Source organism: Micromonospora sp. 067-2 (assembly GCF_046549295.1).
In the GTDB taxonomy this organism is placed as follows: Bacteria; Actinomycetota; Actinomycetes; order Mycobacteriales; family Micromonosporaceae; genus Micromonospora.
Map to the genome: position 1 here is coordinate 302743 of NZ_JAJPWB010000008.1, position 21179 is coordinate 323921.

At 72.1% G+C, this 21179-nt stretch carries 22 protein-coding genes; 13 read left to right on the plus strand and 9 right to left on the minus strand.

Going from position 1 to position 21179, the window contains the following annotated elements:
- The first annotated feature begins 99 nt into the window (after positions 1-99).
- Positions 100-828, plus strand: a complete 729-nt coding sequence (locus ACLJN9_RS21135) for a hypothetical protein (protein ID WP_410813176.1) — start codon at positions 100-102, stop codon at positions 826-828.
- A 37-nt stretch (positions 829-865) separates the two neighbouring features.
- Here ACLJN9_RS21135 and ACLJN9_RS21140 read toward each other — a convergent pair whose 3' ends face one another.
- Positions 866-1324: a rhodanese-like domain-containing protein gene (locus tag ACLJN9_RS21140; protein WP_410813177.1), complete on the minus strand. Its 459-nt coding sequence runs from the start codon at positions 1322-1324 to the stop codon at positions 866-868.
- Positions 1325-1394: 70 nt separating this feature from the next.
- Between ACLJN9_RS21140 and ftrA the strand changes: the two genes are divergently transcribed.
- Positions 1395-2429 (plus strand): transcriptional regulator FtrA, encoded by a 1035-nt coding sequence (gene ftrA, locus ACLJN9_RS21145; RefSeq protein ID WP_410813178.1) that lies wholly within the window; start codon positions 1395-1397, stop codon positions 2427-2429.
- Positions 2430-2438: 9 nt separating this feature from the next.
- On the opposite strand, the gene ACLJN9_RS21150 is transcribed toward ftrA, so the two are convergent.
- Complete coding sequence (locus tag ACLJN9_RS21150; RefSeq protein ID WP_410813179.1) at positions 2439-3335, minus strand: ribokinase; 897 nt, start codon at positions 3333-3335, stop codon at positions 2439-2441.
- Positions 3336-3360: 25 nt separating this feature from the next.
- The gene (locus ACLJN9_RS21155; protein ID WP_410813180.1) at positions 3361-4203 is read right to left on the minus strand and encodes an ABC transporter ATP-binding protein; all 843 of its coding nucleotides are present in this window, start codon (positions 4201-4203) and stop codon (positions 3361-3363) included.
- 131 nt (positions 4204-4334) lie between these two features.
- On the opposite strand from ACLJN9_RS21155, the gene ACLJN9_RS21160 reads away from it, so the two are divergent.
- Both ACLJN9_RS21160 and ACLJN9_RS21165 read left to right on the plus strand, forming a co-directional pair.
- Positions 4335-5342, plus strand: a complete 1008-nt coding sequence (locus ACLJN9_RS21160) for an ABC transporter ATP-binding protein (protein ID WP_410813181.1) — start codon at positions 4335-4337, stop codon at positions 5340-5342.
- Entirely contained in the window at positions 5339-6358 is a 1020-nt protein-coding gene (locus ACLJN9_RS21165; RefSeq protein WP_410813182.1) for an ABC transporter permease subunit, read from the plus strand. The genes ACLJN9_RS21160 and ACLJN9_RS21165 overlap by 4 nt, the downstream gene beginning before the upstream one ends.
- Before the next feature lie 114 nt (positions 6359-6472).
- On the opposite strand, the gene ACLJN9_RS21170 is transcribed toward ACLJN9_RS21165, so the two are convergent.
- Positions 6473-7648 carry an ROK family protein gene (locus ACLJN9_RS21170; RefSeq protein WP_410813183.1) on the minus strand — a complete coding sequence of 392 codons (1176 nt, stop codon included), beginning with the start codon at positions 7646-7648 and terminating at the stop codon, positions 6473-6475.
- Between the two features lie 168 nt (positions 7649-7816).
- Between ACLJN9_RS21170 and ACLJN9_RS21175 the strand changes: the two genes are divergently transcribed.
- The 4 genes from ACLJN9_RS21175 to ACLJN9_RS21190 all read left to right on the plus strand — a co-directional run bounded on the left by ACLJN9_RS21175 (position 7817) and on the right by ACLJN9_RS21190 (position 11027).
- Positions 7817-9271 carry a glycoside hydrolase family 3 protein gene (locus ACLJN9_RS21175; protein ID WP_410813184.1) on the plus strand — a complete coding sequence of 485 codons (1455 nt, stop codon included), beginning with the start codon at positions 7817-7819 and terminating at the stop codon, positions 9269-9271.
- Between the two features lie 94 nt (positions 9272-9365).
- Entirely contained in the window at positions 9366-9875 is a 510-nt protein-coding gene (locus ACLJN9_RS21180; RefSeq protein WP_410813185.1) for a hypothetical protein, read from the plus strand.
- Entirely contained in the window at positions 9872-10366 is a 495-nt protein-coding gene (locus ACLJN9_RS21185) for a thiol-disulfide oxidoreductase DCC family protein (RefSeq protein ID WP_410813186.1), read from the plus strand. The genes ACLJN9_RS21180 and ACLJN9_RS21185 overlap by 4 nt, the downstream gene beginning before the upstream one ends.
- Positions 10329-11027 (plus strand): TetR/AcrR family transcriptional regulator, encoded by a 699-nt coding sequence (locus tag ACLJN9_RS21190; RefSeq protein WP_410813187.1) that lies wholly within the window; start codon positions 10329-10331, stop codon positions 11025-11027. The genes ACLJN9_RS21185 and ACLJN9_RS21190 overlap by 38 nt, the downstream gene beginning before the upstream one ends.
- Positions 11028-11248: 221 nt before the next feature.
- Here ACLJN9_RS21190 and ACLJN9_RS21195 read toward each other — a convergent pair whose 3' ends face one another.
- Entirely contained in the window at positions 11249-11911 is a 663-nt protein-coding gene (locus tag ACLJN9_RS21195; RefSeq protein ID WP_410813188.1) for a GNAT family N-acetyltransferase, read from the minus strand.
- A 497-nt stretch (positions 11912-12408) separates the two neighbouring features.
- Here ACLJN9_RS21195 and ACLJN9_RS21200 point away from each other — a divergent pair, with 497 nt between their 5' ends.
- The gene (locus ACLJN9_RS21200) at positions 12409-12924 is read left to right on the plus strand and encodes a hypothetical protein (protein ID WP_410813189.1); all 516 of its coding nucleotides are present in this window, start codon (positions 12409-12411) and stop codon (positions 12922-12924) included.
- A 10-nt stretch (positions 12925-12934) separates the two neighbouring features.
- On the opposite strand, the gene ACLJN9_RS21205 is transcribed toward ACLJN9_RS21200, so the two are convergent.
- Positions 12935-13657, minus strand: a complete 723-nt coding sequence (locus tag ACLJN9_RS21205) for a Clp protease N-terminal domain-containing protein (RefSeq protein WP_410813190.1) — start codon at positions 13655-13657, stop codon at positions 12935-12937.
- A gap of 85 nt (positions 13658-13742) precedes the next feature.
- Positions 13743-14207: a carboxymuconolactone decarboxylase family protein gene (locus ACLJN9_RS21210; RefSeq protein WP_410813191.1), complete on the minus strand. Its 465-nt coding sequence runs from the start codon at positions 14205-14207 to the stop codon at positions 13743-13745.
- 147 nt (positions 14208-14354) lie between these two features.
- Here ACLJN9_RS21210 and ACLJN9_RS21215 point away from each other — a divergent pair, with 147 nt between their 5' ends.
- From ACLJN9_RS21215 to ACLJN9_RS21230, 4 genes are all read left to right on the plus strand, one after another.
- Positions 14355-15221, plus strand: a complete 867-nt coding sequence (locus ACLJN9_RS21215; RefSeq protein ID WP_410813192.1) for a sigma-70 family RNA polymerase sigma factor — start codon at positions 14355-14357, stop codon at positions 15219-15221.
- A 99-nt stretch (positions 15222-15320) separates the two neighbouring features.
- The gene (locus ACLJN9_RS21220) at positions 15321-16148 is read left to right on the plus strand and encodes a DUF72 domain-containing protein (protein ID WP_410813193.1); all 828 of its coding nucleotides are present in this window, start codon (positions 15321-15323) and stop codon (positions 16146-16148) included.
- Positions 16149-16577: 429 nt separating this feature from the next.
- Positions 16578-18137: an alpha-L-arabinofuranosidase B gene (locus ACLJN9_RS21225; RefSeq protein ID WP_410813194.1), complete on the plus strand. Its 1560-nt coding sequence runs from the start codon at positions 16578-16580 to the stop codon at positions 18135-18137.
- Positions 18138-18382: 245 nt separating this feature from the next.
- Positions 18383-18805: a VOC family protein gene (locus tag ACLJN9_RS21230; protein WP_410813195.1), complete on the plus strand. Its 423-nt coding sequence runs from the start codon at positions 18383-18385 to the stop codon at positions 18803-18805.
- Positions 18806-18832: 27 nt separating this feature from the next.
- On the opposite strand, the gene ACLJN9_RS21235 is transcribed toward ACLJN9_RS21230, so the two are convergent.
- Positions 18833-20047, minus strand: a complete 1215-nt coding sequence (locus ACLJN9_RS21235; protein WP_410813196.1) for an FUSC family protein — start codon at positions 20045-20047, stop codon at positions 18833-18835.
- Positions 20048-20123: 76 nt separating this feature from the next.
- Positions 20124-21173, minus strand: coding sequence for a 2-hydroxyacid dehydrogenase (locus tag ACLJN9_RS21240; RefSeq protein WP_410813197.1), 1050 nt, complete (start codon positions 21171-21173; stop codon positions 20124-20126).
- Between the last annotated feature and the right edge of the window lie 6 nt (positions 21174-21179).

Genomic DNA, 21179 nt, shown 5'->3' on the forward strand with positions numbered 1-21179 from the left:
CGGCACCCTACCGCCGGAGGGCTCGTTGCGGTGCCTCCCCGATACGGCCCGCCGAGCGGCGTCGGGCGGTGGCGGCGCGGCCGGCGCACACTTGACCCCATGGCCATTCCCCTGCCCACACCGACCGCCATGGTCGGCCTGACCCGATCCGCTCTCGACCAGGCGCTCGGCTCGGCCGCCTCGTTCGCCGCCGTACCCGCCCGCGCGTTCGCGGTGCTGGACGGGGTCGAGGCGCTGCTGGCCCGCATCAACGGCGTGGTGGACCGGATCGAGACGACCCTGGACCGGACCGACCTGGTGCTCACCGACGCCGAGACGGCGGTCCGCGAGGTGGCCGTGATCAGCGCCGCCGCGACCGCCACCGTCGACACCGCCACCGAGGTGGCGACGGCCGCCGCCGCGGTGGTCGAAGAGGCCGATCAGGTCGCACGGGTGGCCGGCAGGGTGGTCGCCGAAGCGGACGCTGTGGCCGCCCGGGCGGCGGCCACCGTGGGCACCGCGGCGGAGGCGGCGGCCACGGCCGCCGAACTGCTGGCGGCGTACGAGCCGGCGCTGCGGCGGGCCGCACCGATGACCGAGAGGTTCGTCGCGCAGCTCAGCCACGAGGAGGTCACCGCGGCGATCCTCCTGATCGACGAGCTGCCCAAGCTCAAGGAGCACCTGACGGCGGACATCCTGCCGATCCTGGCCACCCTCGACCGGGTCGGGCCCGACCTGCACGACCTGCTCGACGTCACCCGCGACCTCAAGCTCGCCGTGGCCGGCATTCCCGGGCTCGGCATGCTGCGCCGGCGCGGCGAGAAGCTCATCGACGACCCCGCCGGCTGAGCCCCCGCCGACCGGCGGAGGCTGTGCCGCCGCCAGTTCAGCAGTCACAGGTGATCGTCGAGCGGGGCGCGGTCAGGTCGTCGACCGGGCGGCGGGTCACCCCGCCCCCGGTCACCACCGGCAGCCCCTCGCGTACCCAGTACTCGAAGCCGCCGAGCATCTCCTTGACCGGGTGGCCGAGCCGGGCGAACTCCAACGCGGCCCGGGTCGCACCGTTGCAGCCCGGCCCCCAGCAGTAGGTGACCACCGCCGAACCGGCCGGGATCAGCCCGGCCGCCCGGTTGGCGATCTCGGCGGTGGGCAGGTGCACCGCCCCCGGCAGGTGGCCCTGCTCCCAGGCGGCCTCCCCCCGGGAGTCGACGACCACCAACCCGGGAGTACGGGCGGACAGGTCGGCGTGCACGTCGCTGACATCCGTCTCGACGGCGAGTCGGGCGAGGAAGTGGGCGGTGGCGGTGGCCGGGTCGGCCGCCGGAACGGCGAAGGTGAAGGTCATGCACCGATCCTGGTCATCGTTCCCGCCTCGGACGAGTGGCGTGAACGACGACCAGCGCTAACATTCCGCCATGCCGACCTCCGTCGTGGCCACCGGTCCACTGCCGGTGCCGACGGCCCGTCGACCGGCCACCGGGCACCGGGTCGCCGTGCTCGCCTACCCGGGCATGTCGGTGTTCGAGACCGGCATCGTCACCGAGGTGTTCGGGCTTCCCCGACCCGAGCTCGACGTCGACTGGTACGACCTGGTCGTCTGCGCCGAGCGGCCCGGCCCGGTGCCGCTGGTCGGCGGCGCCAGCCTGCACACGCCGTACGGCCTGACGGAACTGGCGGCGGCGCAGACGGTCATCGTCGCCGGCGTGCCGGACGTGACCGCTGACCCGTCACCCGACCTGGTGACCGCCCTGCGGCGGGCGCACCGGCACGGTGCCCGGGTCATGTCGATCTGCTCGGGCGCCTTCGCGCTGGCCGGCGCCGGGCTGCTGGACGGGCGTCGGGCCACCACCCACTGGCGGTACGCGGAGCTGCTGGCGCAGCGGTTTCCACGCGTCGAGGTGGATCCGAACGTGCTCTACCTCGACGACGGTGACGTCCTCACCAGCGCCGGAAGCGCCGCCGGGCTGGACCTCTGCGTGCACGTGGTGCGACGGGACCACGGCGCGACGATCGCCAACGCGGTCGCCCGCCGGTTGGTGATCCCCCCGCACCGCGACGGTGGGCAGGCCCAGTTCGTCGAGGCGCCGGTAACCACCGACCCGGACGATGACCGGATAGCCGCCAGCATCGACTGGGCGTTCGCCCACCTCGCCGAGCCGCTGACCGTGGCCCGGCTGGCCGGGCAGGCGCACATGTCGCCCCGCACCTACCTGCGGCACTTCGCGCGGGCCACCGGGACCAGCCCGATCCGGTGGCTGATCGACCAGCGGGTCCGGGCCAGCCTGTCAATGCTGGAGGAGACCGACGCCCCGGTCGAGCAGATCGCCGGCGCGGTGGGGTTCGACACCCCCGTCACCTACCGCCACCACTTCGGCCGGGTCATGCTGACCTCGCCGTCGGCGTACCGCCGGGCCTTCCGGACCGCAGCGGGTGCGGGCCGGCCGGCTTAGCGCGGCGGGTCAGCCCGGGGCGTACAGCTCGTCGATCTCGGTGCGGCGGGGCAGTGCCACCGAGGCGCCGAGCCGGCGTACGCAGGCCGCCCCGGCCGCCGCCGCCCAGCGTACGGCGTCGACCAGGTCCCGTCCCTCACCCCAGCCGACGGCCAGCGCGGCGGTGAACGCGTCGCCGGCCGCCGTGGAGTCGACCACGTCGACCCGGACGGCCGGTACGTGCACCTCGACGCCCTCGCGGTCGACGTACCAGGCGCCCTCGCCGCCGAGGGTGAGCACGGCCCGGGGCACCAGGTCGAGCAGCGCTCGTGGCTCCTCCCGACCTCGGCCGGTGAACGCCTGCGCCTCGCCCTCGTTGACGACCAGCAGGTCGACCGCCGCGAGCAGTTCCGCCGGGACGTCCCGGGCCGGTGCGGCGTTCAGGATGACGCGGGTGCCGGCGGCACGGGCTGCCGCCACGGCGTCGGCCACCGTCTGCACCGGGATCTCCAGCTGGGCGACCAGGACGTCCGCCGCACGGACCGTCGACAACTCCTCCTCGGTGAGGCCGATCAGCGCGTCGTTCGCGCCGGGGACCACCACGATGGCGTTCTCACCCTCCGCGTTGACCATGACCAGCGCCACCCCGGACGCGCCGTACACCACCCGCAGCTGGCCGGTGTCCACGCCGGCGGCGGTGATCCGGGCCCGGATGGTGACGCCGAACGCGTCGGAGCCGATCGCGCCGAGGAAGGCGCAGGAGGCGCCGGCCCTGGCCGCGGCGACGGCCTGGTTGGCACCCTTGCCACCGGGCACCATCACGAAGTCGGTGCCGAGCATGGTCTGGCCCGGTCGCGGCAGCGCGGGCGCCATCGCCACGAGGTCCATGTTGGCGCTGCCCACCACGACCACCCGGGTCTGCGGCATGGTCACCTCCTGCCCGGTCCGGTGGTCAGGCGGCGCGGGCGGTGTAGCGGCCGCCCGAGCGTTCGACCACCAGCGGCAGGCCGAAGGTCTTGGAGAGGTTGTCACCGGTGAGCGTCTCGCCGAGCAGGCCCTGCGCGACCACCCCGCCCTCCCGCAGCAGCAGCGCGTGGGTGAACCCCGGCGGGATCTCCTCCACGTGGTGGGTGACCAGCACCAGGGCCGGGGCGTCCGGGTCGTACGCCAGCTCGGCCAGGCGGGCGACCAGGTCCTCGCGACCACCCAGGTCGAGCCCGGCGGCCGGCTCGTCGAGCAGCAGGAGCTCCGGGTCGGTCATCAGCGCGCGGGCGATCTGCACCCGCTTGCGCTCGCCCTCGGAGAGGGTGCCGTAGCGCCGTTCGGCGAGGCTGCCGATGCCGAGCTGGCTCAGCAGCGCCCGAGCCCGAGCCTCGTCGCCCCGGTCGTAGCTCTCCCGCCAGCGGCCGACCACCGACCAGGCGGCGGTCACCACCACGTCGCTGACCTGCTCGTCGGCGGGCAGCCGCTCGGCGAGCGCGGCGGTGGAGAGCCCGATGCGGGTACGCAGCTCGTTGACGTCGGTGCGGCCGATCCGTTCGCCCAGCACGTGGGCGACACCGGTGGTGGGGTGCAGTCGCCCGGCGGCGAGGTTGAGCAGGGTGGTCTTGCCGGCCCCGTTGGGCCCGAGCACCACCCAGCGCTCGTCCAGCTCGACCCGCCAGGTCAGGTCCTGCAGCAGCGCGGTGCCGGACCGGCGTACGCCGACGCTGTCGAGGCTGACCACCAGATCCGGGTCCACGGGCGCGGCGGCGGATGCGGCGCCGGTGGCGCCGGGGATCAGGTCACCAGTCACCGGACCATCCAACCACGCAGCGCCTGGGCGCCCCCCACGGGCGGCGCCTCGGCCATAGGGTGAAGCGCCGTGTCGTTGATCACCAGATCCGGAGGACCGCCCATGCCCGCTCGAGGTACGGGACCGCGCGGATGAGCGCGGTCATCGAGATCGAGGGTCTGCGCAAGACCTTCCACAGCGTCCGCAACGGCCGACGGGTCGCGGTCGACGGGTTCGACCTGCTGGTCGAGGAGGGGCAGGTGCATGGCTTCCTGGGTCCGAACGGGTCCGGAAAGACCACCACGCTGCGCGCCCTGCTGGGGCTGGTCCGGGCCGACAGCGGACGGATGACGGTGCTCGGTGAGCCGTCGCCGCACCTGCTCCCCCGGGTCGCCGGCAGGGTGGGCGCCATCGTGGAGAGCCCGCAGTTCTTCGGCAACTTCACCGGGCACCGCACGTTACGGCTGCTGGCCCGGGCCGGTGGGGTGCCGACCTCGCGGGTGGACGAGGTGCTGGAGCTGGTGAACCTGCAGGACCGGGGCGACGACCGGGTCAAGGGCTACTCGCTGGGCATGAAGCAGCGCCTCGCGGTGGCGTCCGCGCTGCTCAAGGACCCGCAGCTGCTCATCCTCGACGAGCCGGCGAACGGGCTGGACCCGGCCGGCATCCGGGAGATGCGGGATCTGATGCGGTCGTTGGCGGCGGCCGGCGTGACCGTGCTGGTGTCCAGTCACATCCTGGCCGAGATCCAGCTGATCTGCGACCACGTGACGATCATCTCGCGGGGGCGGCGGGTGGCGTCCGGCCGGGTGGACGAGGTGCTGGCCGGCTACGACCGGCACGAGTTCATGGTCCGGGTGGCGGAGCCGGAGCGCGCCGCCGAGCTGCTGCGCGCGGCGGAGTTGGAGGCGACCGTCGACGGCGGCGTGCTGGTCGTGGGCGGAGCGACCGACCCGACGGTGATCAGTCAGGTGCTCGGCGAGCAGGGGCTGTGGGTGGGCGAGTTGACCCCGCTGCGGCCCGATCTGGAGAGCGTCTTTCTCGAGTTGACCGGCGCGGGCGAGCACCCGTCGGTGCCTCGGCAGTCCGACGACTCGGCGCTGCCGCCCGGCGGACAGGGCGACGCTGTGATCAATCTCAATCGGGGAGTGGACGCGTGAACCTGGTTCGTGCCGAGTTGGAGCGGCTGTCCGCGCGTCGCTTCGTGCAGCTCATGGTCGTCCTGCTGGCGCTGGCATTCGCGGTCACCGCGGCGACCACCCTGGCCGGCTCCCACAAACCGAGCGCGGACGAACTCAGCTCCGCGCGGGCCCAGGCGACCGAGGCCCGGCAGAGCCTGGAGACCACCTTCCAGCAGTGCCTGGCCAGACGGAACGGCACGCTCCCGCCGAGCGACACGGAGGAGTACTTCCCCGCCGACTGCTCGGAGATCGACCCGATCCGGCAGGAGCGGCTGCCGATCGCGGCCGACTTCCTTCCCGGAGTGTTCAGTTTCGCCGAGCAGGCTCGCCCACTGCTCTACTTCCTCATCGCGTTCCTGGTGCTGTTCGGTTTCCTGGTCGGCGCCTCCTACATCGGCGCGGATCTGAACTCCGGTGGAGTGGTGAATCTGCTGCTCTGGCGGCCGCGCCGGATGACGGTGCTCGGCACCAAGCTGGGCACCCTGCTCGGCACGGTGTTGGCGCTGGCGGTGGCGGCCTCGCTGGTCTATCTCGCCACGTTCTGGGTGATCGGGCAGACCGCCGGCCTGGCCGGCCGCCTCAGTGGCGACTTCTGGCGCTCACTGGCGGCGGTGCACGGGCGTGGTCTGGTGCTGGTGCTGCTGGCCAGCGCGGTGGGCTTCGGCATCGCCACGCTGGGCCGCCACACGTCGGCGGCGCTCGGCGCGCTGGCCGCGTACGCGGTGGTCTGGGAGTTGGGTGCCCGACTTGTGCTGACGATCGTCGATGCCCCCCGCCCGGATCAGCTGATGCTCTCCAGTTACATCGGGGCGTGGCTCAACGGTGGGGCGCGGTTCTACGATCACCGGGTCTGCGCGGGCAGCAACGGGTACGACACCTACTGCGACGGCGCCTACACGCTGGCCGGGGCGCCCGCCCTGGTGGTGCTGCTCGTGCTGACCGGCGGTCTGACCGCGGCGGCGTTCGCCGTGTTCCGTCGTCGTGACCTGATCTGAGCCCGACGTCGGCCCCCTTCGCTCCGCACCCGTCAGTGCACCACCCCTGGTGGGTGAGCGGTGCGGAGCGAGGGAGAGCCGAAAATAATCCCTCACATGACCGTTCCAGGAGGCTCAGCCGACGGTGGAGCCGAACACCTCGTCGCGGACGGCGTCCAGGGCGGTCCGCAGCGCACCCCGCAGGATCGGCTCCTCGGTCAGCCCGGTGGGCACCACTCGCGGCCGGACCAGGGTGATGGCCGCGACCTCCTGCTGCACCCGGTCGGCGAGCGCCGCCCCGCCGGCCTGACCGACCTCACCGGCGAGCACCACCAGCGGCGGGTCGAGCACCACGCACGTGCTGGCCACTCCGAGCGCGAGCCGACGCGCCAACTCGTCGAGCATCGGGCCGCCAGCGGCGCCGTCCGCGACGGCGGCGCGAACCGCGTCGGCGACGTCGGTCTCCGGGTAGCCGTGCTCACGGGCGATCGCGCGCACCGAGTCCCCGCCGACCAACTGCTGGAAGGCCGGCTTGGCGCGGCGGGAGACGTCGCGCGGGATCGGCGCGCCGGGCACCGGCAGATAGCCGATCTCACCGGCTGCACCACTGCTGCCGTGGTGCAGCCGCCCGCCCAGCATGATCGCCAGGCCGAGGCCGGCGCCCACCCAGACCAGCACGAAGTCCTCCAACCCCTGCGCGGCGCCGGACTGCGCCTCGGCCACCGCGGCCAGGTTGACGTCGTTCTCGAAGACCACCGGGGTGTGCAGGTCGTCGCGCAGGGCGGCCAGCAGGCCGCTGTGCCAACGCGGCAGGTTGAAGGCGAAGGTGATGTCACCGGTGCCGGGGTCGACCAGACCCGGGGTGCCGAGCACGATCCGCCGTACGCTGCTGAGCTGCGCCTGGGCGCTGCTGGCGGCCTGTACGACGGCGTTGTGCACCACGCCCACCGGGTCGTCGGTGTCCCGAGTGGACTGCTCCACCCGCCCGATCACCTCGCCGGTGATGTCGGCGCACGCGGCGACCACCCGGTCCGGCCCGACGTCCACGCCGACCACGTGCGCGCTGCTGGGGCGCACCGCGTAGAGCTGGGCGTTCGGTCCCCGGCCACCGGCCTGTTCGCCGACGCGGCTGACCAGGCCGCGCTCCTCCAGCCGCTCCACCAGCTGGGACGCGGTGACCTTGGACAGCCCGGTCAGCTCGCCGAGCCGGGCGCGGGTCAGCGGCCCCCGCTCGAGGAGCAGTTCCAGTGCCGCACGGTCGTTGAGCGCCCGCAACAGGCGGGGGGTGCCGGGCAGCCTGGTCGCACTCATGCCACGTCCTCTAGTTTTAGTAAACTTTGCTAACTGTAAACCGACCTGCGAACGGGTAGCCGTAGCGTAACGGCCACCCGGAGGTGAAACGCTCGGCCGACCCGGCAGGGCGATGACCACCGCCGGTACGACGTTCGTGTCCGCCGGGCACCGAAGGGGGAAGATCACGTGGGGCTGGATCCAGGACTGCGCCGGCTTGCGCTGGGCACGTTGCTCGCCGCATACCCGGGACCGGTTCCGCCGGACTGGGCCGTCGACCTGGTGGCCGACGGGCTTGCCGGGCACACCCTCTTCGGCACCAACGTGCACGACCCGGCCCAGGTCGCGGCGAGCACCGCGGCCCTGCGCGCCGGCCGTGCCGACGTGTTGATCGCCATCGACGAGGAGGGTGGCGACGTGACCCGGCTGGCCCACGCCACCGGCAGCCCGTACCCCGGCAACGCCGCCCTCGGCGCGATCGGGGACGTGCCGCTCACCCGACGGGTCTACCGGGCCATCGGCGCCGAGCTGGCCGCGCTCGGCATCACCGTCAACCTGGCCCCGACCGTGGACGTGAACACCGCCGACGACAACCCGGTGATCGGCACGCGGTCGTTCGGTGCCGACCCGGTGCGGGTGGCCGCCCACTCGGCCGCCGCCGTGACCGGCCTGCAGGCGGCCGGCGTCGCCGCGTGCGCCAAGCACTTCCCCGGCCACGGCGCCACCGTCACCGACTCCCACCACGAGCTGCCCACCGTGGACGTCCCGCTGGACCTGCTGCGCCAGCGCGACCTGCCGCCGTTCGCCGCGGTCGTCGCCGCCGGGGCGCGTGCCGTGATGACCGCGCACATCCGGGTGCCGGCACTGACCGGCACCGGTCCGGCCACCTTCAGCCGGGCCGTCCTGGTCGACCTGCTGCGCACCGAGTACGGCTTTGCCGGCGCGGTGGTCACCGACGCCCTGGAGATGAAGGGTGCCGCCGTGGCCGCCGGCGGTGTCGGCCCGGCCGCGGTCCAGGCCCTGACCGCCGGCGCCGACCTGCTCTGCATCGGCGCGAGGGTCGACGCCGAACTGGTCGAGCGGGTGGCCGCCGAGATCGGCGAAGCGATCACCGACGGCCGGTTGGCGATCGCCCGGGTCGAGGAGGCGGCCGGCCGCGCCGCCGCGCTCGCCGCCTGGACCCGGGCCGCCGCCAGGTCGTCGGCCAGCAACGACACCGATCTGGGGTACGCGGCAGCGCGCCGGGCGGTCCGCGTGGACGGTGTGCTCACCGGCCTGGGCAGTCCCCTGGTGGTGCAGCTGCACACCGAGTCGACCATCGCCGAGGGGCGCGTGCCGTGGGGCCTCGGCCCGCACCTGGACGCGGTGCAGGAGATCCGGGTGGTCGCCGCCGAGACCGATCCGGCGACGCTGCGGGGGCTGGCCGGCGATCGGCCGATCGTGCTGGTCGGGCGGCACCTGCACCGGCTGCCCGGCGGCCCCGAGCTGATCGCCGAGCTGGCCGCGGCGCATCCCGTGGCCGTGGTGGAGATGGGCTGGCCGGCGCAGTGGCGGCCGGCTGGCGTACGCGCCTTCGTCACCACGTACGGCGCCAGCCACGCCAACGGGCGGGCAGCGGCCGAGGCGCTCGGTCTGGCCGGCTGAGTCGGAGCGGGCGCTCCCCGCTCTTGAACATGTTCAAGAACTGTCCTACGCTGATGCCGTCGGTAGTTGAACATGTTCAAGAAGGGCGTCCAACATGGACATCAAGGTCTGGATGTACCTGGTCTATCTCGCGGTCAGCATCGGCCTGACCATCTGGGTGGCCCGGGCGCTGTCCCGCAACGGGCAGGTCTTTCTCGAGGAGGTGTTCGCCGACGAGCGGCTGGCCCGGGCGGTGAACAACCTCCTGGTGGTCGGCTTCTACCTGCTCAATCTCGGCTACGTGACGGTCGCCATGAAGCACCGCGACCCGGTGGGCTCGACCAGCCAGGCGATGGAGGAGCTGTCCATCAAGATCGGCCTGGTGCTGCTCGTGCTCGGCGCGCTGCACTTCTTCAACGTCTTCGCGCTCAGCCGTTACCGCCGGGGTCGGCTCCGCCAGCTCGCCACCCACCCGCCCATCGCACCGATCGGCCGACTGCCCATGCAGCCCGGACCGCAGGGCGCCTATCCGACCGCGCACCCGACCGGACCGCTTCCGACCGGACCGCTTCCGACCGGCGCGCAGCCGGGTGCCGGCTCGACCAGCCAACCGCCGAGCCGATGACCGTCTCACCGACCGGAGGCCCCGGCCGGCTGCCGGATCCCACCGCTGGCTCCGAGGGTGGGATCCGGGGGTTCACCGTCCTGTTCGACGCGAACTGCCCACTCTGCCGCGCCGCCCGCCGATGGCTGACCTCCCGCGCCCAGCTCGTACCCCTGGAATTCGTGCCGGCCGGCTCGGCCGAGGCCCGACGGCGCTTTCCCGGGCTCGACCACGACGCGACGCTGCGTGACCTCACCGTGGTGGCGGACACCGGCGAGGTGTACGCGGGCGACGGCGCCTGGTTCGCCTGCCTCTGGGCGTTGGCCGACCACCGGTCGGCGGCCGAGCGGCTGGCCCGACCGCACCTGCTGCCGCTCGCCCGGCAGGTGGTGGCCACCGCCTCGGCGATCCGGGAGCGGATTCGCGATCCATGGGCCGAGCCGGTCGACGAGCTGGCGGGATACGGTGACCTCGATGACCGAGCAGACTGCGCCGACGACCGCTGCGGGTGATCCGGCGACCGCCAGAGGTGAGCAGACCCGGCTGCTGATCCGGGACACCGCGATGCGGCTGTTCCGCGAGCGCGGTTACGCCCAGACCACGATGCGCGCGATCGCGCAGGAGGCCGGCGTGGCGGTCGGCAACGCCTACTACTACTTCGGCTCCAAGGACCACCTGATCCAGGAGTTCTACGCCCAGTCCCAGACCGAGCACCGGGCCGCCGCGCAGGCGGTGCTCGACCGGGAGGAGGCGTTCGGCGCCCGACTCGCCGGGGTGCTGCACGCGGGCATCGACGTGCTGACCCCGTCCCACGCGTTCGCGGCCACCTTCTTCAAGACGGCCGCGGAACCCACCTCACCGCTCAGCCCGTTCTCCACGGAATCCTCCGGCCCCCGCGAGGCGGCGATCGATCTCTTCCGCGAGGCGCTGACGGGCTCGACCGCCAAGGTCGACGCCGAGCTGCGCCCCCAGCTGCCCGAGCTGCTCTGGCTGGCGTACATGGGGGTGGTTCTCTACTGGGTGCACGACCGGTCACCCGGGCAGACGAAGACCCGGCAGTTGATCGACGGCGCCGTGCCGTTGATCGACCGGCTGGTGGCGCTGTCCCGCCTGCGGGTGCTCCGCCCGGTGACCCGGCAGGTCTTCGACCTCATCCGCACGCTACGTCACTGACCGGTCGTCACCCCTCAGCAGCTCATCCCCAGGTCAAGTCCACTATTCGACACTCCGAACCAACAGCTCACGCCTTGCACCACGCCTCTTCGATACGTAGCGTGATCGCGAGGAGGCGGCCCGCACGCCGCGCGGTCGCTCGCCCCGAACGGGGACCTGGGGGGAGGCTGCGGACCGTGGATCCGGCCCGGGATCCACGGTCCGCGCCCGACGACGGCAGCTCAACGCGGATAGACCCCGTAGGCGCGCCAGCCCCGATCCGGAAAGCCGGCCGCGTCCGCGACCCGGGCAGACGCCTGGTTGTCCCGCTCGTGCAGGTACGTGGGCACTGCGCCCTCGTCGAGCACCCGCCGGGCGGCCTGTGCCACGAGCCGGCGGGCGAGGCCGCGCCCCTGAGCGGCGGCCACGGTGCCGACGGCCAACTCCTGCCCGTACGCGTCGTGCCGTTTGATCCCGACTCCGGCCAGGTAGTTGCCGTCCGCGTCGCGGACCACCAGCACCGGCCGGTCGAACAGGCGCACCCAGGGCGGCAGATCGGGGGCCGTCGGCGCGATCCACTCCCCGACGTCGGGCAGCGGTGCCGGTGCCAGTGACCACCGGAACGGGCCGTCGTGCACACACCAGTCGGGCGTTCCGACGGCCGCCGGCAGCGCCGGCAGCAGCTGATCCGGCTCCCGCCGGGCGAGTGCGCGGATCGCCGCCACCCGGTCCGGCGCAACGGAGAGGACGGCGCTCTGCCCGGTGTCCACGGCGAGCGCCGGGCGCAGCCGACCATCCCAGGCCGGTTGGGCCCGCCGCTGGGAGGCGACCACGTGCAGCCCCGCTGGGGCCGGCCACTGGCCGAGCCAGGTGGCCAGGTGCAGCTGAAGCCGCCGGTCGAGCATGCGCACCTCCCCGTCACCCGGCCCGTCGTGATCATGGTACGCCCGGCGAGGAGACCCGGCGGGCGATCCGCCAGCGCCGGAGTCCGCGCCCGTCGAAGCTCGTTTCCGACGGCCGGATCACCTCCGACGGCCCTTCAAGCACCCGGACGGATCGACCGTCATATGTATTTCCATACATGGACACCTTTGTCTGGGAGGGTGTGGTCATGCCGAATCAGCCGAACGACCGCTTCCAGCAGGACCCCGAGCGAATGTGGCGGTCAACGGAGCCCGCCGATCGCTGCCCGACCCAGCCGCGCTACCGGGGGCCCCGGATCGGGGGCGACCCCGACGGCCTGTCATGGGCCGAGGTGAACAGGCGGCCCGCCGTCGCCAGTCCGCACCACCTGAACACACGCTGACGACACACCCGAGCCGTCCAACGCGGGCTTTCGCACACCTGTCGGGTAACGTCTTCTGGTCCGGCACCCCGGCCTACGACAGGAGCAGCTCCGCGCATGGGCAAGAAGACGATCCACGTCTCCGACTTCAGCGGCACGGTCCTGCAGACCGACGACGAGGTGGTTCGCATCGTCGTCCTGGAGCACCCAGACCTGATCGCCGGGCCCGTGCAGCTGGACGCCACTCCGGTCGAGGTGGAGAACATCGACGACGCCGCGTTGGACGTGGCGGTGGTCGAGGTTCACGACCGGCACGGTGGTGGCGAGCCCCGCCGGGTGGTGCTGACCGCCAGCGAGTTCGACGCGATGGCCACCGACGTACCGATGGCGCAACTGCTGAGGACGGCCGAGCGGGTCCGTCCGCCCAAGGCCCGCAAGAGCGCCGAGAAGATCGACTACGGCACGCTGGAACACGCTGGCCGGCCACACCGGGGGCGGGTCACCGAGGAGGAGGCCCGGTTGGTGCGCGAGCAGCTCGACGACGTCAACAAGCGGCTCGCCGACGCGGGCGTACGCCAGATCGATGCGGCCGATCCGGAGCACGCCCTGCGCTACGGCTTTCCGACGCCCTGAGCCAGCGAGGTCACTTGTGCCCGGCGAGGGCGGCGAGGAGGTCGGCCTCGACGGCCGCCTTGTCGAGCCCGAGGCCGGTGAGCACGCCCGTGCCGTCCTCCTGCTCCAGCAGCGCGAGCAGGATGTGCTCGGTGCCGATGTAGTTGTGCCCGAGCCGGAGCGCCTCCCGGAAGGTGAGCTCCAGCGCCTTCTTGCCGCGTGCGTCGTACGGGATGAGCTCCGGGACCTGGTCGGAGGCCGGCGGGAGAACGGCGCCCACGGCCTCCCGAACGGCCTCCGGCGACACGCCGCGACCGACGAGCACCCTGGCCGCCAACCCCTCCGGCTCGGCCAGCAGGCCGAGGAGCAGGTGCTCGGCGCCGATCTCCACGTTGCCGCTGGCGCGCGCCGCCTCCTGCGAGGCCACCACCACGTTGCGGGCCCGGGGGGTGAACCGGCCGAAGCCGGCGTTGGGGTCGAGGGCCGCCGCCTCGGTCGAGGGCTTCGCCACGAACCGCTTCTGGGCGGCCTGTTTGCTGACCCCCATGCTGCGACCGATGTCGGTCCAGGAGGCGCCCGAACGCCGGGCCTGGTCGACGAAGTGCCCGATCAGGTGGTCGGCGACCTCCCCCAGGTGGTCGGCAGCGATGACCGCGTCGGTGAGCTGGTCGAGCGCGTCGGTGTGCACCTTCTTGATCGCCTGGATCAGGTCGTCGAGCTTGACCGTGCTGGACATCTGTAGAGGTTTCGTCATGCGTCAACCATAGGTTGACGTAAGTGCTCCGTCAACCCTGGGTTGACGTGAGCCTCCGCCTGCCGCCCGTCGGTCGCGGCGCAGTTCAGCCCCAGGTCTGCGGCGCGGGCTGGCGGGTGGTGGCGTTGAGCCGGTTGAAGAAATTGCTGGTGGCCACCCAGAGCACGATCGCGGCGAGTTCCTTCTCGCCGAAGTGCCGGGCCGCCTCCGCCCAGATGTCGTCGGGCACGGCATCGGCCCGGTCGGCGAGCCGGGTGGCGGCCTCCGCGAGCGCGAGCGCGGCACGCTCGGCCTCGGTGAAGTACGGCGTCTCCCGCCAGGCGGCCACCGCGAACAACCGCTCCTCGGTCTCACCCGCCTTGCGGGCACCCCGGGCACCGGCGTCGACGCAGGCGCTGCACCCGTTGATCTGACTGACGCGCAGGTGCACCAGCTCCAGCGTCCCGGTCGGCACGCCGGCCGAGTGCGCGGCCTTGTACAGCAGGTTGATCGCCTTCGCGGTGTCCGGCAGCAGCGCGGCGGGGTTCTGGATACGGGCTTCGCTGATCATGTTCGTCGTCCCATCCTGTTAGGCTCCCCGGCGTTGTCGCGGTGCGAGGTCCGGGTCTTCACCGGGATGTCGACCGACGAGCCGACGACGTGACAGATGTGGCGGCGGTCACAGGAACGGTCAGGTACGCGCGGGGGTGCAACGGCCATGAGTGAAGCGGACCTGCTGGCCCGACGCTTCGAGGAGAACCGGCCGCGGCTGCGCGCGGTCGCCCAGCGGATCCTGGGCTCCGGCAGCGAGGCCGAGGACGCCGTCCAGGACACCTGGCTGCGGCTCAGCCGGGCGGACGTCGCCGACATCACCAACCTGCCCGGGTGGCTGACGACCGCCGTCGGAAGAGTCTGCCTGGACCGGCTGCGAACCCGTACCACCCGCTCCGAGCAGCCGTGGGACACCGCCGGGCCGGAGCCCGACCCGACCGACGGCGGCCCGGTCGACCCGGAGCGGGAGGCCATGTTGACCGAGTCGGTCGGCCGTGCGCTCCTGGTCGTCCTGGACACCCTCGCACCGACCGAGCGCTTCGTGTTCGTGCTGCACGACATGTTCGCGGTCTCGTTCGAGGAGATCGCCGCCGTGGTCGATCGCACTCCTGCCGCCGTCCGGCAGATCGCCAGCCGGGCCCGTCGGCGGGTGCACCAGGACGGGACCGTCCTCCAGACCGATCCGGCCCGTCAGCGGCGGGTGGTCGAGGCGTTCCTCGCCGCCTCCCGGGAGGGTCGGTTCGACGACCTGGTCAGCCTGCTCGACCCGCACGTCGTGTTTCGCGCCGATCCGGTGGCCGTGGGCTTCGGGTCGGTCGCCGAAAGGAGCGGCTCGGCCGTCGTCGCCGGATTCTTCAACGGCCGCGCACAGGGGGCGGTGCCGGCGTACGTCGACGGCCTGCCGGGCGCGGTCGTGGAACTCGGCGGGGGCGGCCGACTCGCGCTCAGCTTCATCGTCACCGATCGGATCATCGGTATCGAGGTGGTGGCCGACCCCGCACAGCTCGCCACGCTCGACCTGGTCGTCGGTTAGGTGGAGCGGCAGTCGGTCGACGCGATGGATACGGTGGCTCCGGTCAGGCCGGTTCAGCTGCGAAGGGACGAGACTGTGCGGCTGCACGTGGGATGTGCGATGTGGACCCACAGGTCGTGGCAGGGACGCCTGCTGGCACATCCTCTCGCGCCGCAGGAGCGCCTGCGGCACTACGCCGGCTGGTGCGACGCCGTCGAGGGCAACACGACGTTCTACGCGACGCCGGCCAGGGAGACCGTGGCGTCCTGGGCCCGGCAGACCGATCCCGACTTCCGGTTCGTCCTCAAACTCCCGAAGGTCATCACGCACGATCGCCGGCTCACCGACGTCGATGATCCGCTGCGCGCCTTCCTGGCTGCGATCGAGCCGCTCGGCCCGCGCGCCCACGCCCTCTGGATCCAACTGCCGGGATCGTTCTCCCCCTCCGACGTTCCCACCCTGAGCCGGTTCCTGGGCCGGCTCCCCCGGTCACACCGGTACGCCGTGGAGGTCCGCCACCCCGCGTTCTTCGACGACCCCCGGGCCGCCCGGCTGCTCGAGGAGGCACTCACCGCCGCGGCCGCCGAGTGGGTGCCCTTCGACACCACCGCGTTCTTCGCGAGCCCGCCGACCAGCGACGCGGAACGGGAGGCCTGGACCAGAAAGCCGCGCGTGCCGCTCCGGTCTCTCGCGCTGACCGACCGGCCGATCGTGCGCTACCTCGGTCGCGACGACACCACGCGGACCGTCGAGGGGTGGCAGCGCTGGGTCGACGTCACCGCCACCTGGCTGCGCGAGGGACGCTCGCCGACCATGTTCGTCCACACCCCGGACAACGCCGACGCGCCCGTGTTGGCCCGCCGGTTCCATGACGAGGTACGGGCGCGCGTACCCCGGCTCGACGCACTGCCCGAGCCGATACCCGTCGAACCCCTGACTCTCTTCTGACCGCTTCTGACCTCTCCGGTCGGTCGGACGGTTGGCGACGTGGCCGGTTGGGTAGCTGACTCGGCATGGATGGATTTCTCTGGGTTGGCGTGGCCATCGCCGTACTCGCCGGTGTCATCGGCGTCCCGCTCGCGCTGAAGTACTTCGGCAAGCGGGACTGACCAGGAGTTACCACCGGCCGGGCGGCGCGGTTCCACAGAGCACGGCATTGGCATCGATCACAGCCGCTGCCGTGTAGAGATCTTTGGTGCTCAGCGACATTTGAACTCGTCATTGCGAGTCTGTAACGGCTGCGTTATGTTAGCGCTCACAGGCCTGAATTCATCGCCGCATCTCGATCTCATTCATCGTCGAGCTTCGATATAGGGAGCTCGTCCGAACCGCCGTGTCCCCACCCCACCCCATACCGCGAACGGAAGGGGTCACCAGATGACACCCCTGCTGCACCGTCGGCGCCGACGTACCGCCATTCTCGCGGCTGCCACCGTGGGCGCCCTCGTGACGGGCGCCCTGGTCCACACCGGCACATCGGCGGCGGCCTCGTCGCAGCCCTGCGACCTCTACGCCGCCGGCGGCACACCCTGCGTCGCCGCACACAGCACCACCCGAGCGCTGTACGGCTCGTACAACGGCCCGCTCTACCAGGTCAGACGCTCGTCGGACAACGCCACCAGAGACGTCGGCCTCCTGAGCGCCGGCGGATACGCCAACGCCGCCACCCAGGACGCGTTCTGCTCCGGGACGACCTGCCTCATCACCATCATCTACGACCAGTCCGGTCGGAACAACCGGCTCACCCAGGCGCCCGGCGGCTACTTCCCCGGCCCCGGTCCGGGCGGTGTCGACAACCTCGCGGTCGCGACCGCGGCACCGATCACGATCAACGGCCACAAGGCGTACGGCGTCTACGTGGTCCCCGGTACCGGGTACCGCAACAACAACACCAACGGCATCGCGACAGGTGATCAGCCGGAGGGGATCTATGCGCTCTTCGACGGCACGCACTACAACAACGGCTGCTGCTTCGACTACGGCAACGCCGAGACGAACAGTCGGGACAACGGCAACGGCACCATGGAGACGATCTACTTCGGAAACAACACGGTCTGGGGCTACGGCGCGGGCCCCGGCCCGTGGGTCATGGCCGATCTCGAGAACGGCCTGTTCTCCGGGTACGAGCGACGCTACAACGCCAACAATCCGACGGTGAGCCACCGGTTCCTCACTGCCATCGTCAAGGGCGAGCCGAACCACTGGGCCATCCGGTCCGGCAACGGGCAGTCCGGCGGCCTGTCGACCTCCTACAACGGCGTACGCCCCAACGTCGCGGGCTACAACCCGATGAAGAAGGAGGGTGCCATCCTGCTCGGCATCGGCGGTGACAACAGCATCGGCGCCCGCGGCACCTTCTACGAGGGCGTGCTGACCTCCGGCTACCCGTCGGACGCCACCGAGAACTCTGTGCAGGCCACCATCGTCGCCGCCAGGTACCAGCCCTCCGGATCGAGCGGAAGCACGTTGACCCCCGGGTCGACCGTCTCGTTGCGAGCCACCACCGCCTGCTGCACCACCCGCTACCTGAACCACTCGGGCAGTGACGTGGTCACCTCGGTGGTCACCTCGTCCAGCTCGGCCACCGACAAGGGCAACGCGTCCTGGATCGTCCGCAGCGGCCTGGCGAACAGCGCGTGCGTCTCCTTCGAGTCGAAGAACACCTCGGGCAACTACCTCCGCCACCGCAACTACCAGCTGTACCTGAACGCCAACGACGGCACCGCATTGTTCCGGGCCGACGCGACGTTCTGCCCGGAGGCCGGCAAGAGCGGCCAGGGCACCTCGCTGGCGTCGTCCAACTTCCCCACCCGCTACATCCGCCACTACAACAACATCGGCTACATCGCCAGCAACGGAGGTCCCAACACCTTCGACGCCGGCAACCTGTGGTACGAGGACGTGAGCTGGGCGGTCAGTGCGCCCTGGACCCCCTAGCGGTTCGGGAACGCCTCGGCGGACGTGGACGAATCGACCACACCCTGCCACCCGCGACGACCGGCCCGGGCGATGCTGACCCGGGCCGGTCGACCAACGGCGGCCCACGACCCACGTCGCGGGCCGCTGCGCGTGGCCCCCCGACGCTTCACGGCACTGCTGACCAAGCCGTTGCGCGCCGGCAGCTCCGTCGTCCGCCACGGCGGATAGCGTGATCGCAGACGACATCGACGGAGGGACACCCGATGAGCCTGCGAGGATTCGCCACACTCACCCTCTGGGCCGACGACGTTGCCGCGGCCACCGCCTGGTACGCGGAGTTCCTGGGCACGGAGGCCTACTTCCTCCGGCCGGGCCCCGACGGACGCCCCGCCTACACCGAGTTCCGCATCGGCGACTACCAGGCCGAGATGGGGATCATCGACCGCAGGTACGCGCCGCCCGGCCCGGCCGTACCCGGCGGCGCCGTCATGCACTGGCACGTCGACGACCTCGACGCCACGGTGCGGCGACTGCTGGCCATGGGCGCCACCGAACACCAGCCGATCACTCCCCACGGCGACGAGGGGTTCGTCACGGCGTCGGTGGTCGACCCGTTCGGCAACGTGCTGGGCGTCATGAACAACCCGCACTACCTCGACGTCCTGTCGTCCAGCAAGCCGGCGTGACACGTTGCCTCTCTCGAGTGACACGCTCTAGTCCTGCTCACCCTGGTCCACCGCCTGCCTGACCAGGTCGGCGGCCTCGTCGGGGGCCACGCCACTGGCGATGAGCAGGTCGTGCGCGGCTGTCCGGAATTCACCCACGGCGATCAGCCCGGAGTAGCCCAGGCGTCGGGCATGCTGGCGGCCGTCGTCCGGCGATCTGCTCCCCTGCGCTCGTCCGGCCAACCGCACAGCCGCCAGGACCTGCTCGCGCGCGCCGTGGGGCTCCTCGCGCGCCCGGATCGCGAATCGCAGAGTCTGCACACTGTCGGCCAGCAGGTCGATGGCCGCCGGAAGCTCCGCAGGTATCGGCTCACCGTCCTTCAGAGCTGTCGTCAGTCGCCGTGCGACAGACCGGCAACTGTGCAGGCTGCGCTCCAGATGCCGGACAGCCGTGGTGTAGAACGACAGGGAGGTGCGGTCGCGCCAGCGGAGCGGTGCCAATCGCACCACCTCCTGGGCGGCGCCGAGCCCCTCGTCAAGCGCGGTCAGCCGTGGGTCGAGATCGCGCAACCGGCGTAGGCTCCGCTCGGCCTCAGCGAGATCTCGGGCACGTAGCGAGGCAGCCAGGGCGCGCATGGCGGCGATCCCCGGATCGAGGACGGGTTCGGCCAGCCGCCGCACCGTTCGTTGGGGGTGGATGGGCACCAGAAGCAGACCGACGGCCAACCCGACCAGCCCACCGACCGCGGCGTCGACGAAGCGGGGGATGGACAGGTCACGCACGGGCGGCTCCAGGGTGGCGATGAGCACCGCCGTACCGCCGGCCTGGGTCAACAGCGAGCCACCGCCCTTGAACAGGATGGCCACGATGATCGCCAGCACGACGACCACGCCGGTCTGCCAGGGTCCGATGCCGAACAGCGGCATGAGCGTGTCACCGACGGCGAGCCCGAGGACCACCCCGGCCAGTAGCTCGATCGTGCGCCGTAGGCGTGTCCCCATCGAGGCGGCCACGATGCCGACCGCGGTGGTGGGCGCGAAGACCGGCGAGGTGTTACCCAGAAACCGGTACGCCACGAACCAGGCGATCGCCGCCGCGATGCCAGCCTGCAACGCGAGCAGACCGAACAGGCGTAACCGCCAGACGCGAGCACGGAGCCCCTGTTGCCCACGCCTGTGAAGGCCCGCCAACGTCCGGCCGACCGGCGACCGCCCGTGCGGTGCCCGGTTGGATTCGGCGGCCGGCTCCTGGTTCGCGGGCACGCGCGCCGCCTACCCGCTGTGGGCGAACCTATCCGGGGGCGGCTCGAGCGCCGCGCTCGGCGACTGATCTGGAGCGTCAGCCCGCCGGCCGGCGGATCTGAACGCCTGGGTTGGCGCAGTGTGCCAGCGGTTCGCCCCGCAGGTAGCGTCCGGCCTCCGCGGCGATGATCCGGGCGGCGTTCTCCGCGGTCTGCCGGCTGGCACCGGCCAGGTGGGGGGTCATCACCACGCCGCGGGTACGCAGCAGCCGGGCGCCGGCGGGGATGGGCTCCTCGGGGAACACGTCGAACGCGGCCCCGAAGAGCTTCCCCGAGTCGAGGGCGTCGCACACGGCGTCGTAGTCGACCAGTGCGCCCCGGGCACAGTTGACCAGGACCGCCCCCGCCGGGAGCGCGGCGATCTGCTCCGCGCCGATCATGCCTCGGGTGGCCGGGGTGGCGCGGGCGTGCAGGCTGACGATCCGGGAGCGACGCAGCAGGTCGTCCAGCGACACCTGCTCGGCGGCGCCCGCGAGAGCCTCCGGTGCGACGTAGGGGTCGTGGACCAGCACGTCGGCGCCGAACCCGGCGAGCATCCGCGCCACCCGGCTGCCGATCGCGCCGTAGCCGACGAGCCCGACGGTGCTGCCGGCCAACTCCGGGCCGACCTGGTCGTAGCGGTAGTAGTCGCCGCGCCACCGACCGGCGGCGAGATCCGTGTGGGTTTCCGGGATGCGGCGCAGCACGGCGAGGATCATGCCCAGGGTGTGTTCGGCGGTGGCCGTGGCGTTGCGTCCCGGCGCGTACGACACAGCCACCCCGTGCCGGCTGGCGGCGTCGAGGTTGACGTTGACCGGCCCGCCGCGACCGACGCAGAACAGCCGCAGGTCCGGTGCGGCCGCGAGGATCCGTTCGGTCAGTGGTGCCATCTGCGTCAGGCAGATCGTCACCCCGCGCAGCGCCTCGATCAGCTCATCCTCGGTGCCGGATGCCTCGTCGACCTCCGCGACCCTGCCGAACGGCTCGAGCGGCCACGGGAGGGTCAGCTCGGCGACGTCGCAGCCCGCACCGATCGCCTCCCGCAGCGCGTCCGCGAGCAGCCCATTGGTGACGAAGTGGTCGCCGGCGGCGAGCACGCGAATGGTCATCTGCAC

Bases quoted from the DNA above. Each gene is read 5' to 3' on its own strand.
- ACLJN9_RS21135 (WP_410813176.1), top strand. From the start codon at position 100: ATGGCCATTCCCCTGCCCACACCGACCGCCATGGTCGGCCTGACCCGA.
- ACLJN9_RS21140 (WP_410813177.1), bottom strand. From the start codon at position 1,324: ATGACCTTCACCTTCGCCGTTCCGGCGGCCGACCCGGCCACCGCCACC.
- ftrA (WP_410813178.1), top strand. From the start codon at position 1,395: ATGCCGACCTCCGTCGTGGCCACCGGTCCACTGCCGGTGCCGACGGCC.
- ACLJN9_RS21150 (WP_410813179.1), bottom strand. From the start codon at position 3,335: ATGCCGCAGACCCGGGTGGTCGTGGTGGGCAGCGCCAACATGGACCTC.
- ACLJN9_RS21160 (WP_410813181.1), top strand. From the start codon at position 4,335: ATGAGCGCGGTCATCGAGATCGAGGGTCTGCGCAAGACCTTCCACAGC.
- ACLJN9_RS21170 (WP_410813183.1), bottom strand. From the start codon at position 7,648: ATGAGTGCGACCAGGCTGCCCGGCACCCCCCGCCTGTTGCGGGCGCTC.
- ACLJN9_RS21180 (WP_410813185.1), top strand. From the start codon at position 9,366: ATGGACATCAAGGTCTGGATGTACCTGGTCTATCTCGCGGTCAGCATC.
- ACLJN9_RS21185 (WP_410813186.1), top strand. From the start codon at position 9,872: ATGACCGTCTCACCGACCGGAGGCCCCGGCCGGCTGCCGGATCCCACC.
- ACLJN9_RS21190 (WP_410813187.1), top strand. From the start codon at position 10,329: ATGACCGAGCAGACTGCGCCGACGACCGCTGCGGGTGATCCGGCGACC.
- ACLJN9_RS21195 (WP_410813188.1), bottom strand. From the start codon at position 11,911: ATGCTCGACCGGCGGCTTCAGCTGCACCTGGCCACCTGGCTCGGCCAG.
- ACLJN9_RS21200 (WP_410813189.1), top strand. From the start codon at position 12,409: ATGGGCAAGAAGACGATCCACGTCTCCGACTTCAGCGGCACGGTCCTG.
- ACLJN9_RS21205 (WP_410813190.1), bottom strand. From the start codon at position 13,657: ATGACGAAACCTCTACAGATGTCCAGCACGGTCAAGCTCGACGACCTG.
- ACLJN9_RS21210 (WP_410813191.1), bottom strand. From the start codon at position 14,207: ATGATCAGCGAAGCCCGTATCCAGAACCCCGCCGCGCTGCTGCCGGAC.
- ACLJN9_RS21215 (WP_410813192.1), top strand. From the start codon at position 14,355: ATGAGTGAAGCGGACCTGCTGGCCCGACGCTTCGAGGAGAACCGGCCG.
- ACLJN9_RS21220 (WP_410813193.1), top strand. From the start codon at position 15,321: ATGTGGACCCACAGGTCGTGGCAGGGACGCCTGCTGGCACATCCTCTC.
- ACLJN9_RS21225 (WP_410813194.1), top strand. From the start codon at position 16,578: ATGACACCCCTGCTGCACCGTCGGCGCCGACGTACCGCCATTCTCGCG.
- ACLJN9_RS21230 (WP_410813195.1), top strand. From the start codon at position 18,383: ATGAGCCTGCGAGGATTCGCCACACTCACCCTCTGGGCCGACGACGTT.
- ACLJN9_RS21240 (WP_410813197.1), bottom strand. From the start codon at position 21,173: ATGACCATTCGCGTGCTCGCCGCCGGCGACCACTTCGTCACCAATGGG.